At 61.4% G+C, this 14,949-nt stretch carries 20 protein-coding genes; 9 read left to right on the forward strand and 11 right to left on the reverse strand.

Going from position 1 to position 14,949, the window contains the following annotated elements:
* Positions 1-307: 307 nt before the first annotated feature.
* Positions 308-1,240: an RNA polymerase sigma factor SigJ gene (sigJ, locus tag FF80_RS19495; RefSeq protein ID WP_081917557.1), complete on the reverse strand. Its 933-nt coding sequence runs from the start codon at positions 1,238-1,240 to the stop codon at positions 308-310.
* On the opposite strand from sigJ, the gene FF80_RS22135 reads away from it, so the two are divergent.
* Positions 1,227-1,769 carry an antibiotic biosynthesis monooxygenase gene (locus FF80_RS22135; protein WP_200877240.1) on the forward strand — a complete coding sequence of 181 codons (543 nt, stop codon included), beginning with the start codon at positions 1,227-1,229 and terminating at the stop codon, positions 1,767-1,769. The genes sigJ and FF80_RS22135 overlap by 14 nt on opposite strands.
* A gap of 85 nt (positions 1,770-1,854) precedes the next feature.
* Here the strand turns inward: FF80_RS22135 and FF80_RS19505 are convergent, their stop codons facing one another.
* Positions 1,855-2,295: a MarR family transcriptional regulator gene (locus tag FF80_RS19505; RefSeq protein WP_035103402.1), complete on the reverse strand. Its 441-nt coding sequence runs from the start codon at positions 2,293-2,295 to the stop codon at positions 1,855-1,857.
* Positions 2,296-2,476: 181 nt separating this feature from the next.
* On the opposite strand from FF80_RS19505, the gene FF80_RS19510 reads away from it, so the two are divergent.
* The 3 genes from FF80_RS19510 to FF80_RS19520 are packed head-to-tail and all read left to right on the forward strand — an operon-like array spanning position 2,477 to position 4,748.
* Positions 2,477-3,565 (forward strand): alkene reductase, encoded by a 1,089-nt coding sequence (locus tag FF80_RS19510; RefSeq protein ID WP_035103404.1) that lies wholly within the window; start codon positions 2,477-2,479, stop codon positions 3,563-3,565.
* The gene (locus FF80_RS19515; protein WP_035103406.1) at positions 3,562-4,413 is read left to right on the forward strand and encodes an NAD(P)H-binding protein; all 852 of its coding nucleotides are present in this window, start codon (positions 3,562-3,564) and stop codon (positions 4,411-4,413) included. Before FF80_RS19510 ends, FF80_RS19515 begins: the two co-directional genes overlap by 4 nt.
* Before the next feature lie 2 nt (positions 4,414-4,415).
* On the forward strand, positions 4,416-4,748 hold the full coding sequence (locus FF80_RS19520; RefSeq protein WP_152558442.1) for a hypothetical protein: 333 nt from the start codon (positions 4,416-4,418) through the stop codon (positions 4,746-4,748).
* A gap of 12 nt (positions 4,749-4,760) precedes the next feature.
* Here FF80_RS19520 and ftrA read toward each other — a convergent pair whose 3' ends face one another.
* Positions 4,761-5,753, reverse strand: a complete 993-nt coding sequence (gene ftrA, locus FF80_RS19525; RefSeq protein ID WP_035103598.1) for a transcriptional regulator FtrA — start codon at positions 5,751-5,753, stop codon at positions 4,761-4,763.
* Positions 5,754-5,834: 81 nt separating this feature from the next.
* Here ftrA and FF80_RS19530 point away from each other — a divergent pair, with 81 nt between their 5' ends.
* The 3 genes from FF80_RS19530 to FF80_RS19540 are packed head-to-tail and all read left to right on the forward strand — an operon-like array spanning position 5,835 to position 7,728.
* Positions 5,835-6,236: a rhodanese-like domain-containing protein gene (locus FF80_RS19530; protein WP_035103411.1), complete on the forward strand. Its 402-nt coding sequence runs from the start codon at positions 5,835-5,837 to the stop codon at positions 6,234-6,236.
* On the forward strand, positions 6,233-6,718 hold the full coding sequence (locus FF80_RS19535; RefSeq protein WP_052153786.1) for a GNAT family N-acetyltransferase: 486 nt from the start codon (positions 6,233-6,235) through the stop codon (positions 6,716-6,718). The genes FF80_RS19530 and FF80_RS19535 overlap by 4 nt, the downstream gene beginning before the upstream one ends.
* 20 nt (positions 6,719-6,738) lie before the next feature.
* Entirely contained in the window at positions 6,739-7,728 is a 990-nt protein-coding gene (locus tag FF80_RS19540) for a zinc-dependent alcohol dehydrogenase family protein (RefSeq protein ID WP_035103413.1), read from the forward strand.
* 34 nt (positions 7,729-7,762) lie between these two features.
* Here the strand turns inward: FF80_RS19540 and FF80_RS19545 are convergent, their stop codons facing one another.
* From FF80_RS19545 to FF80_RS19575, 8 genes are all read right to left on the reverse strand, one after another.
* Positions 7,763-7,990, reverse strand: coding sequence for a hypothetical protein (locus tag FF80_RS19545; RefSeq protein WP_152558443.1), 228 nt, complete (start codon positions 7,988-7,990; stop codon positions 7,763-7,765).
* A 25-nt stretch (positions 7,991-8,015) separates the two neighbouring features.
* Positions 8,016-8,270 (reverse strand): hypothetical protein, encoded by a 255-nt coding sequence (locus FF80_RS21750; RefSeq protein ID WP_152558444.1) that lies wholly within the window; start codon positions 8,268-8,270, stop codon positions 8,016-8,018.
* 164 nt (positions 8,271-8,434) lie between these two features.
* On the reverse strand, positions 8,435-9,022 hold the full coding sequence (locus FF80_RS19550; protein ID WP_035103417.1) for a nucleoside 2-deoxyribosyltransferase: 588 nt from the start codon (positions 9,020-9,022) through the stop codon (positions 8,435-8,437).
* Positions 9,019-9,597, reverse strand: coding sequence for an ATPase AAA (locus FF80_RS19555; protein WP_035103419.1), 579 nt, complete (start codon positions 9,595-9,597; stop codon positions 9,019-9,021). The genes FF80_RS19550 and FF80_RS19555 overlap by 4 nt, the downstream gene beginning before the upstream one ends.
* Positions 9,598-9,625: 28 nt before the next feature.
* Positions 9,626-10,372 carry an ABC transporter permease subunit gene (locus FF80_RS19560; protein ID WP_035103421.1) on the reverse strand — a complete coding sequence of 249 codons (747 nt, stop codon included), beginning with the start codon at positions 10,370-10,372 and terminating at the stop codon, positions 9,626-9,628.
* Complete coding sequence (locus FF80_RS19565; protein WP_035103423.1) at positions 10,369-11,127, reverse strand: ABC transporter permease subunit; 759 nt, start codon at positions 11,125-11,127, stop codon at positions 10,369-10,371. Before FF80_RS19565 ends, FF80_RS19560 begins: the two co-directional genes overlap by 4 nt.
* The gene (locus FF80_RS19570) at positions 11,124-11,900 is read right to left on the reverse strand and encodes an ABC transporter ATP-binding protein (RefSeq protein ID WP_035103425.1); all 777 of its coding nucleotides are present in this window, start codon (positions 11,898-11,900) and stop codon (positions 11,124-11,126) included. The genes FF80_RS19565 and FF80_RS19570 overlap by 4 nt, the downstream gene beginning before the upstream one ends.
* 60 nt (positions 11,901-11,960) lie before the next feature.
* Positions 11,961-12,998: an ABC transporter substrate-binding protein gene (locus FF80_RS19575; RefSeq protein ID WP_035103427.1), complete on the reverse strand. Its 1,038-nt coding sequence runs from the start codon at positions 12,996-12,998 to the stop codon at positions 11,961-11,963.
* 145 nt (positions 12,999-13,143) lie between these two features.
* On the opposite strand from FF80_RS19575, the gene FF80_RS19580 reads away from it, so the two are divergent.
* Complete coding sequence (locus FF80_RS19580) at positions 13,144-14,043, forward strand: MurR/RpiR family transcriptional regulator (protein ID WP_035103429.1); 900 nt, start codon at positions 13,144-13,146, stop codon at positions 14,041-14,043.
* 213 nt (positions 14,044-14,256) lie between these two features.
* Positions 14,257-14,832 carry a dihydrofolate reductase family protein gene (locus FF80_RS19585; protein WP_035103431.1) on the forward strand — a complete coding sequence of 192 codons (576 nt, stop codon included), beginning with the start codon at positions 14,257-14,259 and terminating at the stop codon, positions 14,830-14,832.
* Positions 14,833-14,949: the final 117 nt, after the last annotated feature.

Genomic DNA, 14,949 nt, shown 5'->3' on the forward strand with positions numbered 1-14,949 from the left:
TTATCCTGCGCCGGAACGCCCATATCGCAACGGCTACTATCAAAAGGATCGCAATGCCCCATGGCAGCTGGTGCCCAACGCCGTCCGCCCAGATGGCGATAGATGATGTGCCGCCCAGCCGATCCGCCAACCAGCCAAGCGACGCGACCATAGCCAGCGCGGCGCCCGCGATCCGAACGGGTCGATAGACGCCGCTGTGCGCAAAGAGCAGGAGTGCGGGTAACCCGCTATGATCGATGAGCCCACATCTTCTTCTCAGCAATCGCAGCAACCGTCATCTTCTGGTTCTGATCAATGAGTCCTGACCCTAGGGTCTCTTGACCCATGAGCGCAATTTGTCCGGATTGCGCATGGCCCAGATATTGTGAATCACGCCCTTCCGGACAGAGGTCGTGATCACCGCGATAATCTGGTCTCCTGCCATGCCGATCATGCCGGGCTCTCCATTCACCGTCGCGGGCTCGACTTGCAAATCCGGCTGACGAGCAAAAATTCCCACGAAAAACTCGGCAACTGCATGAGATCCGACCAATGGCTCGATGGCCGCTGCAGTTTTTCCCCCACCATCGGTGATGGCCTCGGCGTCGCGATCCAGGAGGGCGATCAGCGCTGCAACATTGCCCGTTTGCCAGGCGGCCCTGAAGGCGTCGTTGAGCCTTGCATGGTCCTCACGCGTCGATTGGCTGCGCGCCCGGTTGCTCAGGCGCTTCCGCGCCGAGAAGGCCAATTGCCGGCACGCCTGCGGAGTGCGACCGATGATTTCGGCGATTTCCTCGAAGGTGTACTGGAACACATCATGCAAAATGAAGCAGACCCTCTCCGGTGGGGTCATCTTGTCGAGCACGATCATCAGTGCCATTGAAATGGACTCAGCGCCCACCGACGTCCCGAATGCTGTATCCATCGGCGGGTTGGAGGCGAAGCCCCAGAATTGGCTGCCCTGGACCGGCTCGGGCAACCACTCGCCGACATAGACCTCCCGCTTGCGTTGGGAGGATTTGAGCCGGTCAAAGCATATCCGGGCCAGCGTCGTGCGCTTCCAGGCCAAGGGGACGGAAATTTCCCGTCGTTGATCGGGGTCAAGGGCGTACCATCGCGCATAGGTTTCCTGCACCGCATCTTCTGCGTCAGCAACTGTTCCGAGCAGGCGATAACCCAACGCGATCAGCGCAGCTTCATCCTTTCGGAACCCCGGATCATCTTTTGGATGCCCGACGAGCTTGCGATTGGTCGGTTTCACCGTTTCTGCCTCGACTCTTGTTTCAGGAAAGCCGCACACCGGCTTCCTCTCTAAGCCAATGACGATGCAGGCAGCTCAAATGTCAGGCGAGAGTTTTGCCTGTGCAAGCGACTTGCAACTGACATTTCCATGCGCGCGATCGTCATATCTGCGAGCTCGCCAGGCGGGCTCGACTTTTGACCGGCGCGCTCCATGCAGCGCCAAAAAGATGGAGATCAAAGTCATGTCGAACGGTGAAGTTACCTTCGTCAATATCCTTGAAGTCGAAGACGGCAAGCAGGCCGAGGTTGCGAAAATTCTTCAGGACGCCACCGACACGGTAATCAGCAAGCGTCCCGGCTTCGTTTCGGTGACGCTTCTGGCCAGCAAGGATGGCAAGCGCATTGTCAACGTTGCCAGATGGGCGAGTGCGGCCGATGTTCAAGCCACGCAGAATGATGCTGCCGCCGCCGAGTTTGCCAAGAAACTGGCGGGTTTGGCCAAGCCGGTTCCCGGCCTCTACGACGTTGTAGGTGAATATAGCGCCTAGATATGCGGGCATGTTTCGCAAAGGGGTTGGCGCGCCGGTGTGCGCCGACCTCATCGGAAACTCGTTGGGCCAACCAACTGACGGATCAACCATCGACCATTGGTTGGCCAAGCGCCTTTCGGAGCAGGAGGGCGAGCTCGTTCTGCTCATCGGCGGTGAGCGTAGCCGATGCATTTCTTGCGAATTCGAACGAGCGCTCAAATGCGGCATTGAGGGCATCGCCGGCCGGGGTGCGAATGAGCTGCCGGGCACGCCGATCCTCCGGGTTCGCATGCCGTTCGATGAGTTCGCGGGCCTCAAGCCGCGCGACGATCTGGGTGATGTTGGAGGCATCGCAGCGCAATTCGTCGGCCAGATCGCGCATTCCGCGTGGCTTGCTGATCCTGCCCAGGACGCAGGCCTGTGCCACCGTCATGTCGTGCTGGGCCGCCGCAATCTCATAGGCGCGGTCATAGGCATCGACAAAGTCGAACATTGCGCGCTCGGCGTCGGTGGACGGGGTAACGGGACCGGATGGAATAGCCATATCGCCATTCTATCCCCAATTACTTGAGTGACTCAAGGCTGTTGCGTTCCGACAGGTCCGGGACCTGATGCGCCGGAGGCACCACGGGGCGATCGCGCACCCCAGCAAACATACTTGATTGACTCAAGCAATCGCGATGGCCTAATACTTGATCCACTCAAGCATTATGGAGATTTCCCGCATGAGCACCCTCTTCGATCCCATAACCGTCGGAAACCTGGTCCTACCGAGCCGCCTGTTCATGGCGCCCATGACCCGCAGCCGCGCCTCAGCGGAAGGCGTCGTCACCGCCCTGACAGCCGAGTATTACGCGCAACGTGCAGGTGCCGGCCTCATCATCAGCGAAAGTATCCAGCCCAGCGTGATCGGGCAGGGTTACATCAATACGCCGGGCCTGCATTCGGCCGACCAGATCCAGGGGTGGCGCACAGTCACGGACGCAGTTCATGCCAAGGGCGGCCGGATCTTCGCACAGCTGACGCATACCGGACGCATAGGGCATCCCTATCTCTATCCTGACCAGGCGATGCCGGTCGCACCCTCGGCTATTGCCTCAGGCGAGAAGCTGTTTACCGGCGAAGGGCTGCTCGATCATCCGGTACCACGAGAGATGACTTCCACCGATATTACAGCGACGATTGGCGATTTTGTCGCTGCTGCGCGCAACGCCATCGACGCGGGCTTTGACGGCGTTGAAATCCATGGCGCGAACGGCTACCTGGTTCATCAATTCCTCGCCGACAACACCAATGTCCGCACCGACAACTATGGTGGGTCGATACCGAACCGAATCCGCTTCGCCCTCGAGGTCGCAGGGGCGGTTGCCGGTGCCATTGGTGCAGAGCGCACTGGCATCCGGCTGTCACCGGCAAGTCCGTTCAACAATATTGTCGAGAGCAATCCTGCGCCGGTCTATCAGCCCCTCCTGGAAGGGCTGGCCGAAGAGAACCTTGCCTATGTGCATGTGGTTGAGGTCGGCGACCGCGAACTGACGAAGACGCTTCGGGCCGCCTGGCCGGGCACGTTCATTCTCAACCCGCACGCGTCCCCCGATGCCTTCCCCGCCTCGCCTGATGCGGCCTTGGCAGCGGTGGAGTCCGGGATCGCCGATGCCGTGACTCTTGCCACGGCCTGGCTGGCAAATCCCGACCTCGACGCCCGCATCCGCGCAGGCGGGCCGTTCAATATGCCCGATCCCGCGACCTACTATGGCGGCGACCACACGGGGTATACGGATTATCCTGCACTCCACCAGTTGGAAGTCGCATGACCCGGTCCGTCCTTGTCACTGGTGCTCGCGGCAAGACTGGCCGCGAGGTCATCCGGCAATTGGCTTGCGAGCCTGATGTCGAGGTCAGGGCCGGGTCATCCCGGCCCTATGGCGCTGAGACTGATCCTGCTGCTCGGTCTATCCGGTTTGACTGGCTTGAGGTGGAAACATGGGACTCTGCCGTCGCTGATGTCGATGCGATCTACCTCATGCGGCCCGACCTGGAGAACGCTGACGATCTGGTCGGCAGCCTCGTTCAGCGGGCGCCAGATGCGCAGGTCGTGCTGCTTTCGGAACAGAGCGCCGAGAAAGATACCGGCGACAGTTGGATACGGCGCGTCGAGCAAGAAGTTGTTGCGAATGCCGGGCGCTGGACGATCCTGCGGCCATCGTGGTTCCATCAGGATCTCACCGATGCGCGACACTTCCTGAAATCAATCCAAAGAGATCGCGTCCTCCGTATGCCATCGGGTGGCGCACCCATTGCATGGGTGGACACACGCGACATCGCGACGGTGGCGGTCAAGGCGCTGCTCGCCCCCGACATCCATCATGGGCGGCACTACACCATTACGGGGCCGCAAGGCGTCACGCTGCAGGAGGTCGCCGAACTTCTTTCATCGGCAACCGGACGCACGATCGAGGCCATCGACCAGCCAATTGAAGAGGCCTTGAATGGATTGACGCCCTGGATCACCGACGTTCTCGACAGCCTTTATAGGCGTGTCCGGGACGGTGATTTTGGCGAACCTTCTGACATCGTGGAGACAGTGGGCGGCGCCCAGCCACGCTCCCTGGAGGCCTTTATCCACGAACACCGATCCGAATGGCTCGAAGGGTCGCGGTAGGGATGCGCTCGATCGTCGTCGATTCGTCGTCTCGCTCGCGCCTCGTCCTGCGGGAGGTTCCAGAAGCTGCTCCTTTGCCGGACCAGGCTGTTGTCCGCGTCCATTCGACGTCGCTCAATCAGGGCGAGCTTCGTTTTGCCATGACCACGGCTCCGGACGGAACCAGGCCCGGCTGGGATTTTGCTGAGGGACTGCAGCGATTGATACGGCTGGTCGAGTTAGGATCCCTGCGGCCGAGAATTGCGCTGGAGGCGTCTTGGCAAGATATCGGAGACGTCGCCGAACGGTTCATGCGCCGCGAGATTTCGGGCAAAGTCGTCCTGCACCTTGACTGATGGTCAATGCGATCAAAGTGCCGCGGATACCCAACTGCCAGGGGTCTCGTTGATGAAGCGCTTGCGAAATTCGCTCGGGCTGATGCCGATCCTTTTCCGAAAATGGTGGCGAAGCGTATGAGAACTGCCAAATCCCGACGCCAGCGCCACCAGGTCCATATTCGCCTGCCCCTGGCAGAGCAGCCGTTGCGCTTCGCCGACACGTTCGGACACGAGCCAATCTCCCGGTGTCTGGCCCGTGGCTTCGGAGAACCTGCGCATGAACGTCCGGACACTCATCCGACATTGCTCGGCCATGCGGTCCACGCTCCAGTTTTGCGCCAGATTTGCCCGGACATTCTCCAGAAGCGGAGCGATCTCCAGACCTTCACGCTGTGCAACCGGGCGCTCGATGAACTGGGCTTGGCCGCCCGTGCGATGGGCAGGCATCACCAGGCGTCTTGCCACCGAATTCGCGGCGGTGGCGCCAAAGTCCTGCCGGATGATCTCGATCAGAAGGTCAATGCCGGCAGCGCTGCCCGCGGATGTGTAAATCCGGTTGTGCTCCCGGTAGAGCGAGGCGTCATCAACCGCGACCTCGGGATAGAGCGTGCGGAGCTTGTCGGCATATCGCCAATGTGTCGTGGCGGTGCCGCCGGAGAGGAGCCCCGTCGCCGCCAGGACAAAGGCGCCGGAGCAAATGGATACTAGCCGCGCGCCCCGTTCATGGGCAGCACGAAGCTGCTGGCAAAGCGCGTCAGGGACAGGAACGTCCGCTCCCTTCCAGCCGGGAACGACGACGATATCGGCCTGTTGCAGCAGCTCCGGGTTGCTATCGGCCATTATGGTAAAGCCGCCATGGGCGCGCATCGGCCCTTTATCCACCGCGCAGCTTGCGAAGCGATACCACTCGGGGCCCATCTCAGGGCGCGCGAGGCCGAAGATTTCCGCAACGATGCCGAACTCGAAGGTGCACAGACCATCGTAGAGCAGGGCGACGACAAGGGGACCGGAGAGGTTTGGCATGATGTTTACGTATATTGTCATTCCAGCCAATTGCAAGCCCCGGCTAGGTTCGGACAGATTGGCGATGCAAGGAGACCAATCATGGCAACATCCGTTACCGCTATTCCACCGGCCCCCAGCGCCCTGGCCCGGGAGCATTTTGCGGCAGAATTCACCTTTGAAACCGATTGCTGGGACACCCACGACGCCCTCGAAAAGGGCGCGGATTTCGTCCTGCTGGACGTGCGCGGCCCGGCGCTTTTCGCCAAGGGCCACATTGCCGGAGCCATCAACCTTCCCCATGGCAAGATTGTGCGGTCCAAGATGGCTGAATGGCCGGAAGACACGATCTTCGTCACCTATTGCGCTGGTCCCCATTGCAATGGGGCGGCCCGTGGTGCGTTGCGACTTGCCGAACTCGGGCGGCCGGTCAAGATCATGGCCGGGGGTGTAACCGGCTGGCTGGACGAAGGTTTCACCCTCGTCTCAGACGAAGCGGCGTGACGCGCCTCGTCAGAAATGCAGTCCCGGCGGACGCTGCGCGTTTACTGGACTTGATCCGGCAACACGCAGCGTTCGAAGGGGCGTCGGCAACTCTGGACGAGGACGATATCGTATTCGTCCTGCATCAAGCGGATCCACCCATCCGCCTGATCGTGGCTGAAGAACACGGCGCGCTGTCCGGCTACGCCGCTTTCACATTCGACTATGCGCTTTGGAGCGCCAGCCGTTTCGCCTATCTCGATTGCCTGTTCGTCCGCGCGGATGCGCGCGGTCGAGGCGTTGGCAAGCGCCTCTTCGACCACGCGTGCCACCTTTCAGATGGAGCGGGCGTGCACCGGATCGAGTGGCAGACACCGGCGTGGAACGCGGATGCAATTCGCTTCTACGAACGCGAAGGCGCTGCCGGCCAAAGCAAGATGCGTTTCACGAAGATTATTTCGACGACTCTGGCGACGGGTCAGGGTCCCGATTCCCCTATCTAATGACCATTTGGAGTTAGCCCATGGCACGTGTCGTGCGTTTCCACCAGTTCGGTGGTCCTGAAGTTCTCCGCATCGAGGAGGTGGACGTTGCCCCGCCTGGCCCCGGCGAAGTGCGCATTCGCACCAGGGCGCTCGGGCTCAACCGCGCCGAAGCGCTCATGCGCGCCGGAGCCTATATCGAAACGCCGACGCTGCCCGCACGGCTCGGACTTGAAGCCTCGGGCACGGTGGAGTCGTTGGGCGAAGGGGTGACGGGGCTCGCTATCGGCGACGCCGTGAGCGTTGTGCCACCGATCTCGATGATCGCATATCCGATGCACGGAGAACTCGCGACTATCCCATTCGCTCATGTCGTCAGGCATCCGCCGAATCTGGGATGGGGCGAGGCGGCTGCGCTGTGGATGGCCTACCTGACCGCGCATGGCGCCCTCATCGACGTGTGCGGACTGCGGGCGGGCGACTTCGCAGCCATCACCGCAGCCTCGAGCAGCGTTGGCCTCGCCGCCATCCAGATCTGCCGCAAGATCGGGGCGACACCGATCGCCATCACCCGGACGTCGACGAAGCGGCAGGCCTTGCTTGACGCCGGCGCCGCCTACGTCATCGCCGCGGCAGAGGAAGATGTCGAAGCCCGGCTGAAGGAAATCTCCGGCATAGCCGGTGTGAAGGCCGTTCTGGACGCTATCGGAGGACCCATGGTGGAAGCGCTGGCCGGCGCCGCATCGGTTGGTGGAACCATCATCGAATATGGCGGCCTTAGTCCGGAACCGACGCCCTTCCCGCTGTTTATCGCCCTCAGCAAGACCTTGTCGGTCCGCGGTTATCTCGTCCACGAGACTGTCCGCAGCCCGCAAAAGCTCGAGGCTGCCAAGGCCTTCATTCTCGAAGGGGTGCAGTCTGGCGACCTGAAGCCAACCATTTCGAAGAGTTTTGCATTCGACGATATCGTTGGGGCCCATCGCCATCTCGAATCCAACGACCAATTCGGCAAGGTCGTCATCACCGTTTGATCGCCTGGATGGCCACTGCGCCGCGCCCTGCGGGTCAGTCCTGGGCGTTCCGACGGATTTTCGCGGCTGCCTGGGCCAGCAGGGTCCTCGAATAGAGCTTGTGAAAACCCAGGAGCATCTGGAACACAGGACCGATCGAGGCAGGCTTGCCGGGTCCTGTTGTCGTGGCGCTGATCGCCGAGCCAAAGAATAGCCGCGTGCCACCCGAGCCCAGCGGTGCGGTCATGAACCATGACCGTGTGCGCCCCGTCGCATCACGCATGAGTATCTCTTGCTCATTGCGCTGCTCAACTGTCCAGGCCGCGAATTCCTTGGCGCTCTCCCCGTGCCAACGAGGCCGCATCATGGTCGGTAGCATTGCGGCCCAGCATCGCAAGAATGACGCGCTCGATCCGGAACAGGAACGTCGTATAGAACGCCGCGCAGAAGCTGCCCACGTCAGCGGTTCCATCGACATCAACGACAAAGCAATCGGCATAAGCCGGTGGGCTGTCGTATCTGCTCAACAGGGTTCCGGAGGGAACAGCGCTGGAATGAACCATTCTCGAACTCATCGAAGACCCTATCTGCGGCATTGGTTGATGGCCTGGCTTGTCAACGGCTGGTCGAGGCGGAGGCACGAAACAAGCGTTTCAGGCCATGTGGTGTGGGTTGCCACGCTCAATCCGCCCACGCGTGCGACGCCTGTCGTCTCCGCCCTCCAAAATCAGCGCTTGTCGAACAGTTCGCGCGCCAGCTTCAGGCATTCCTGATAGCCGCCGAGGTCCGTGAGCATGCGACCAGGCGCCACGTCGCGACGCACCAGCCTGCCGCCGATGGCGGCAATGCCGCCGTCATACATCAGATTGTCCACCATGCCGTGGTCTTCGATCATCAGCCCGTCGGCGCCCCGCAGCACGCCGTCAGCGTCCTTCTCGGCCTTGCCGCCGTAATAGTCTTCGAGCAAGCGGTCGTAATAGAGCTTGCTGATGTTGGTGTAGCCGAACACCGGCTTGCCCAGAGCGATCATGAAACCGACTTCATAGCCGGTTCCGACGTCGGCGGAGATACCGCGAAACGGCGTCAGGTTGGCAATGCAGAAATCGGCCTCTCGCATCATCCGCTCGTTGGCGGCGCTGATCTGGCAGCCGAATTCGAAGGGCGTGGCGCCGGTTGGGTCGAGGTCGTTTTCGGCCATCGTGCTAGGGAAAAATCCTTCAGCCAGAGCCATTTCACCCTTGATGCGCATCTGGTCGAAGCCATTGGGTAGGAAGACTTCCGGTCCGGCGATATAGACCTTGTGGGTCGGGCTCATGTGAGCTTCCCGTCGGCCAGTGCTTTCAGGATCCAATCCTTGTAGCTCTGGTCCTTATTCTCGATCTCGGGAATGACCTTGGAAGCTTCCGTCATGAAGAATAGATAGTCGCGGCCCATTTCCTGGCCACGGCGAGTGTGCATGTCGAGCGCGATATCGGGAATCTCTGGCAAGTTTTCGCCCAGTTCGATGGAACGCTTCGCCCAGTTGACCATGTCGTCGCTAGTGCGGTCCTTCTTGGAGCCGGTCAGCAGTCGGATGGCATGGGCGGCAAAGAGGAAACGATCGCCGGCCGGGCGTGGGTAGCGCAGGTGTTGTTGATAGAGCGTCTCGACCAGCACGGGCGCGTCGACATTGCCGAAGCCGATGTCTTCCACGGCGATCACGCAGAGGCGCGACCACATCATTTCTTCCATTTCCGGGCTGGTGATGAACATTTCCCAGGCCAGAAGCAGGACGTTCTGCGTCATGCCGCGGCGGGTACATTTTTGCAGCGCCGAGATGACTTCGTCGGCGGCAAAGCCATGTTCGGTGGTGGTGCGCTGCCACGGATCGGGCGGCTGCTGGACTTTCATGATGGGCTCCTGAGAGGTGAGAGAAGAGTTATTTCCACAGCGCGTCGACGCGCCTTTCGGCCGCCATGAACAGACCGAAGACGATAACGGCGGTGATGGTGGCGATGATCGAGGTGCCGAAGGCGCGCTCCATAGCGAACCGCCCGGCGGCCTCGCGGAACATGAAGCCAAGGCCCGAGGTGCCCATGAGCAGTTCGGCGAGAATGGCTGCCAGTACGGCTTCGGGGGCGGTCAGGCGCAGGGCAACCATCATGTTGGGCACGGCAGCCGGCATGACGAGGCGCAGGAGGCGCTGCCAGGGGGTGGCGCCCAGTACATTGAACAGATCATCGCTGCCAGGCGGCCGGGATTTGAGGCCCGCCCCAACGAAGACGAAAGTCGGGAAGAAGGCTGCGACGGCGACGATGGCGATTTCCGTGCGCATGTCATAGCCGAGCAGGCGCGCCAGGATCGGGATCAAAGCCACAACGGGAATGGACGAAAAGATCAGGCCGAGCGGTGTCAGCAGGCCGTTGAGCAGGCGCGATGTCCATGCGGCCAGCGACAGGAGCACACCGGCGAGGAGGCCGAAGGCCAGCCCCAGGACAGCGACGAGGAAGGTCTTGCCAGCATTGCCTGCATAGATCGCCGGATTGGCGACGAGGTCCGCCACGACGCTGAGCGGGCTCGGCAGCACGATCGCGTTGAGACCGGAAATGCTGACCCAGGCCTGCCAGAGTAGCAGGATGCCAAGAACGCCCCAGTAGTGCGAGATGAAGGTGCGTACGCCGCTCATTGGAACCGTCCATAGACGAGACGTTCGAACAGGCTCATCAGCCCGAAGAGGGCTAGCGATGCCGTTGTGACGATCAGCACGGCACTCCACAGCAATGGGATCTGGAAGTTCTGCATGGCCGAAACCATCAGCAGGCCAAGGCCGCGCGAGGCGCCGAACCATTCGCCGACAATGGTGCCAATGAAGGCCACGGGGATGGCCAGCTTCATGCCCGAGACTAGCGCCGGCAGCGCCGCCGGCAGTTCAAGACGAAGAAAGCGGCTCGTGGGGCTGGAACCAAGCGCAGTGAACAGATCCCGATGGGTATGGCTGGCGGCTTTTAGGCCGGAGGTGGTGGCGACGTAGATCATGTAGAAGACTCCCAGCGCCGAGATGGCGGGCGGGGTCAGGTCGCGATTGGCCAGCACCATGAAGACTGGCGCCAGAGCCACAAGTGGAACGGCATGGATGACCGCAACGAGACGGTCGAGGCCGGGCCGCATGATCGGCAGCACCTGTCCCAACATGGCTGCAGCGACGCCGCTCAGAATACCCACGACATAGCCCAGGGCGACCGAGGCAAAGCTGGCCAGCATGGCCCGGACGAACAGGCCTTGCTTGCTGGGATCGGCTATGAAAGCCAGCACGTCGGTCAACGGAGGCCAGGTCATTCCCGCCAGCCGATAGGTGCCGATGACCTGCCAGATAGCCAGGAACAGCCCCACCCCCACGGCCCCAAGAACGAGGCGATGCACCGCCTCCGATTGCAGCGTCATGGCGCGGCCCCTTCCGGCTCGAGCGCCAGGGTCAGCTCGTCAACCAGTTCGTGGAAGCGCTTGTCGCGCATGACGGATGGATGCCGGGGGCGCTCGAAGGGAATACTGATGTCCCTGATGATGCGTCCGGGACGGCCGCTCATGACGATCACGCGGTCGGCCAGGAAAAGCGCTTCGTCGACAGAATGCGTGACCAGAAGCGTGGTAATCCGCTGTGCACTCCAGATGCGCTGCAGCTCCAGGTTCATATGCCGCCGGGTAACCGCATCCAATGCGCCGAAAGGCTCGTCGAGCAGCAGCACATCGGGTTGCAGGGCAAGAGCACGCGCGATGGAAGCACGCTGTCGCATGCCGCCGGATAATTGGCGCGGCCGCGCCTTCTCAAAACCCGCTAACCCAACGAGCCCGATCAGTTCCTTGACGCGAGCGTCGTCGACCTTTCGGCCGGCGACCTGGAACGGCAGGGCCACATTGGCGAAGATGTCGAGCCAGGGCAGCAAGGCATGATCCTGGAAGGCGACGCCCAGGCGATGGGCGCGGCTGAGAGCCTGTGGCTCCTTGCCGTCGATCGTCACGCGCCCGGCGCTCGGCGTTTCCAGCGCGGCCGCCAACCGCAGGACCGTGCTCTTGCCGCAGCCGGAAGGCCCAAGCAGCGCCACGAACTCGCCCTTGCCGATGCGGAGATCGATCTCGCTGAGTGCGGTCAGTTGCTTGCCATTGTCGAGGGCAAAGCTTTTGCCGACGCGATCGAGATGGATGGCGGTTTCGGTCATCGGAAAGTCCGGAAAAATGTGGTGGAGGTGCGAACACCTCCACCACAGTCAGGGAGACGGTCAGGCCTTGATGGCCGCGATGGCTTCTTCGAGCGGGCCGAGGTCCACGATCTCGGAAGAGGCCGGGATGGAGTCGATGCCGGATGCCTTGGCGATTTCGGCAATGGTCGTGTCGACGACTGCCGGGTCGAACCAGAACGGGCCGGGTGCGTCGGCCGCCTGGATCAGCGGCTGGCCGAGTTCGTTCTGCCGGATCTGTTGGGCCAGCTCGAGACCGAAATCGGCACCGTACTTGTTGATGATCAGCTCGGCCGCAACCTTGAGGTCCTTGCCGTTCTCGATCCAGCCGCGGAGCAGCGCCTTGAGATAGCCGACCACCCGCGGACGGTTCTCTTCGACATATTTGCGGTCGGCGACAATGATGCCGGCCGGGGTCGAATAGCCAAGATCGCTCATCAGGGTGACGAAGAAATCCTTGTCGCGGGCGAGGCCCATATTCTCCAGAGTGATCGGCTGGTTGGTGGCAAAGGCAAAATAGGCGTCGCCATCGCCGGCCACCAATGGCTCGGGGGAGAAGCCGGTCGGCACCAGCGTATAATCGAGCGGCAGACCGGCCTTGGTGAGAATGAAGTCTATCGTGTTCTTGTCGGCCGGCATCTGGTTGAGAATGCGTGCGCCAACGAGGTCCTTGGGCTCTTTCACCGGGTGGGCGGCCATGGACAGGAGCGCCGCGGGGCTGGTGGGAAAGGCAGCGCCGAGAACGACGAAGTCGTTGCCGCGTTTCAGGGCCTCGAAGAAGGGAATCCAGTCCGCCCCGGCATAATTGGCATCACCCGCCGCGAGTGCGACCAGCACGCCCGGGGCGTTCGGGCCACCCGGCGTATAGCTGATGTCGATACCTTCCTCGGCGAAATAGCCATTCTCGATGGCGATCCACAGGCCGGCATATTCGGCATTGGGGATCCAGCCGAGGGCTGTGGTCACGGGGGCGCCAGCCTGCGCAACGGCCCAGCCCGGAATGCTCATGGCGAGGCCGGTGCCGGCCATGCTAACCAGCATCTGACGGCGGGTAAGAGAAAGTGGTGGCAGCTTGCTCATATGTCGTTACGCTCCTTGGCGACGAAGAACCTGCGCCGTGGCAGCACGGCGTCCTCACCCTGGGATGTTGTTTTTGTTACAGAGATTGATATCACCTGTAACAGGAGTTTCAAGTTTATTGAGCGGAAAACCGGCAGAAAAATAGATGCGCACAAAAAATAGACTTCCAGCGCAAACATTGGTCGCCCAACGTATTGCCACGCATTATTCGGACCTGTCCTCGGCGCTGCGCCAGTTCGCTGACCAGGTGCTGGCCGATCCCGTCACCCTGGCCCGCATGAGCATTCACGAGGCGGTGGAAACCGTCGGGGTGTCGGTTGCGACGGCCAATCGGTTTGCCACCGCCATCGGCTTTGCCGGCTATGCTGAATTCCGCAGCGAGTTGATTAAGGGCTTTGAATCCCTGTTTGCTCCGGCTGAGCGGCTCAAGCAGAAGCTGGCGGAGGGCGCCAGCCCGCAGGAGGTGATGATCGCCTCAATGCGCGAGGATATCGCTAACCTCGAAGCGACCATCTCCAACCTCACCGCATCACAGACCGAAAAAGCCGTCGAGATGATCGTCAATGCCGAACGCATTTACATCGCCGGTTTCGAGAATGCGGGCAGCCTCGCCAATATCCTTGCCGTCGGGCTGGAACTCACCGGAAAATCGGTCCGCACGGCCGAAAATGGTGGTGGTGTGGTCGGCGCTGGGCGGCAATTGTTCAAGTTTGGCGAAAACGACCTTGTCATCGCGGTAGCCTTCGCCTTCTACATGCGCGATACGCTGGTGGTGACCCAGCATGCCAGGCAACACGGCATACCTGTCCTGGCGATCACCGATCATCTCAATTCGCCCTTGGCCGCCATGAGCGCGCTATCGCTGCTGGTCGAGGCGCATCATGAATTCAACCCGCCGTCTGACACCGCCATTTTGGGTCTAATCGAAGCGCTTGTCGCCGCCGTCGCCAGCAAGACGCCCAATGCCGCCGAGGTGGTGGAAAAATTTGCGGCCTATACGTATCCCTGGATGATCAGTTCGCCGACGGATTGGGTTCCAGACTAAGCGCCATCATAAATCGATCCCTGAGATTCGGTGGCCTACCCAGGCATTGGCGCATCGCTCCGGCGATGGAACTTCACGGACAAAAGGGACGTTGCGTGCCCCCCGGCGATTCTTCACGAAGCATGTCTATTTCGCATGGCCTCGTTCGTCGTTCTGAAGCCGGGCGATAAACCAGTCGAACCTGCGCGCACTCAACCCCGACAGGAGGTTATCATGACCGCAATTTTGACCGTCGATGTATTCTGCAGCCTGGACGGCTTCGGGAGTGTGAGCGGCGGCTGGGGTGGCTATTGGGGCAAGCAGGGTCCCGAGCTGCTTGCCCATCGTCTCGCCCTCTACAGCGAGGAGCAGCGTCTGGTGCTTGGAGCCAGAACTTACAGGGCGTTTGCGAGCATGCGCTCCTCAGATGATCCGGATTCGGACGTTTTCGATCCATGGGTCAATCGCATGGTGAACCTGCCGACTACGGTCGTGTCCAACTCCCTGAAGGCGCCGCTGAATTGGCCGAATGCCACCGTCGAGGCCGGCGATGGCGTCGATATCCTTGCCCGTCTCAAGCAGGAATCTGCAGTTCCGCTACGAACACACGGCAGCCTGTCGCTCAACCGGTCGCTGCTTGCCGCGGGTCTCGTCGACCGCCTGCAGGTAACGGTCTTCCCCGCAATCACCGGTCTGACCGGCACCGAGCCGCTGTTCCAGGGCGCCCAGGACTTCGATCTTGAGCTGCTGGAAACCCGAACTCTCGACGGTCGCATCCAAGAGTTCATCTATCGACCGTCCCTACATTGACGACGCGACGCGCAATGGAATGCCGCTCCGGCACTTGCCTGCCGTTGGCAGCTGATTACCGGCGTGGCAGCAATTCACCCCGTTATCGCCATTGCCGGCCTTTCACCGGAACGGCCG

It is taken from the genome of Devosia sp. LC5 (genome assembly GCF_000735585.1).
Classification (GTDB): Bacteria; Pseudomonadota; Alphaproteobacteria; order Rhizobiales; family Devosiaceae; genus Devosia.

What these genes read in the sequence shown, in the direction of transcription:
- ftrA (WP_035103598.1), bottom strand. Translation starts at nt 5,753, where the DNA reads ATGCCAAACCTCTCCGGTCCCCTTGTCGTCGCCCTGCTCTACGATGGT.
- FF80_RS19540 (WP_035103413.1), top strand. Translation starts at nt 6,739, where the DNA reads ATGGCACGTGTCGTGCGTTTCCACCAGTTCGGTGGTCCTGAAGTTCTC.
- FF80_RS19570 (WP_035103425.1), bottom strand. Translation starts at nt 11,900, where the DNA reads ATGACCGAAACCGCCATCCATCTCGATCGCGTCGGCAAAAGCTTTGCC.
- FF80_RS19550 (WP_035103417.1), bottom strand. Translation starts at nt 9,022, where the DNA reads ATGAGCCCGACCCACAAGGTCTATATCGCCGGACCGGAAGTCTTCCTA.
- FF80_RS19580 (WP_035103429.1), top strand. Translation starts at nt 13,144, where the DNA reads ATGCGCACAAAAAATAGACTTCCAGCGCAAACATTGGTCGCCCAACGT.
- FF80_RS19585 (WP_035103431.1), top strand. Translation starts at nt 14,257, where the DNA reads ATGACCGCAATTTTGACCGTCGATGTATTCTGCAGCCTGGACGGCTTC.
- FF80_RS19510 (WP_035103404.1), top strand. Translation starts at nt 2,477, where the DNA reads ATGAGCACCCTCTTCGATCCCATAACCGTCGGAAACCTGGTCCTACCG.
- FF80_RS19520 (WP_152558442.1), top strand. Translation starts at nt 4,416, where the DNA reads ATGCGCTCGATCGTCGTCGATTCGTCGTCTCGCTCGCGCCTCGTCCTG.
- FF80_RS19515 (WP_035103406.1), top strand. Translation starts at nt 3,562, where the DNA reads ATGACCCGGTCCGTCCTTGTCACTGGTGCTCGCGGCAAGACTGGCCGC.
- FF80_RS21750 (WP_152558444.1), bottom strand. Translation starts at nt 8,270, where the DNA reads ATGGTTCATTCCAGCGCTGTTCCCTCCGGAACCCTGTTGAGCAGATAC.
- FF80_RS19565 (WP_035103423.1), bottom strand. Translation starts at nt 11,127, where the DNA reads ATGACGCTGCAATCGGAGGCGGTGCATCGCCTCGTTCTTGGGGCCGTG.
- FF80_RS19575 (WP_035103427.1), bottom strand. Translation starts at nt 12,998, where the DNA reads ATGAGCAAGCTGCCACCACTTTCTCTTACCCGCCGTCAGATGCTGGTT.
- FF80_RS19505 (WP_035103402.1), bottom strand. Translation starts at nt 2,295, where the DNA reads ATGGCTATTCCATCCGGTCCCGTTACCCCGTCCACCGACGCCGAGCGC.
- FF80_RS19530 (WP_035103411.1), top strand. Translation starts at nt 5,835, where the DNA reads ATGGCAACATCCGTTACCGCTATTCCACCGGCCCCCAGCGCCCTGGCC.
- FF80_RS19560 (WP_035103421.1), bottom strand. Translation starts at nt 10,372, where the DNA reads ATGAGCGGCGTACGCACCTTCATCTCGCACTACTGGGGCGTTCTTGGC.
- FF80_RS19555 (WP_035103419.1), bottom strand. Translation starts at nt 9,597, where the DNA reads ATGAAAGTCCAGCAGCCGCCCGATCCGTGGCAGCGCACCACCACCGAA.
- FF80_RS19545 (WP_152558443.1), bottom strand. Translation starts at nt 7,990, where the DNA reads ATGCGTGATGCGACGGGGCGCACACGGTCATGGTTCATGACCGCACCG.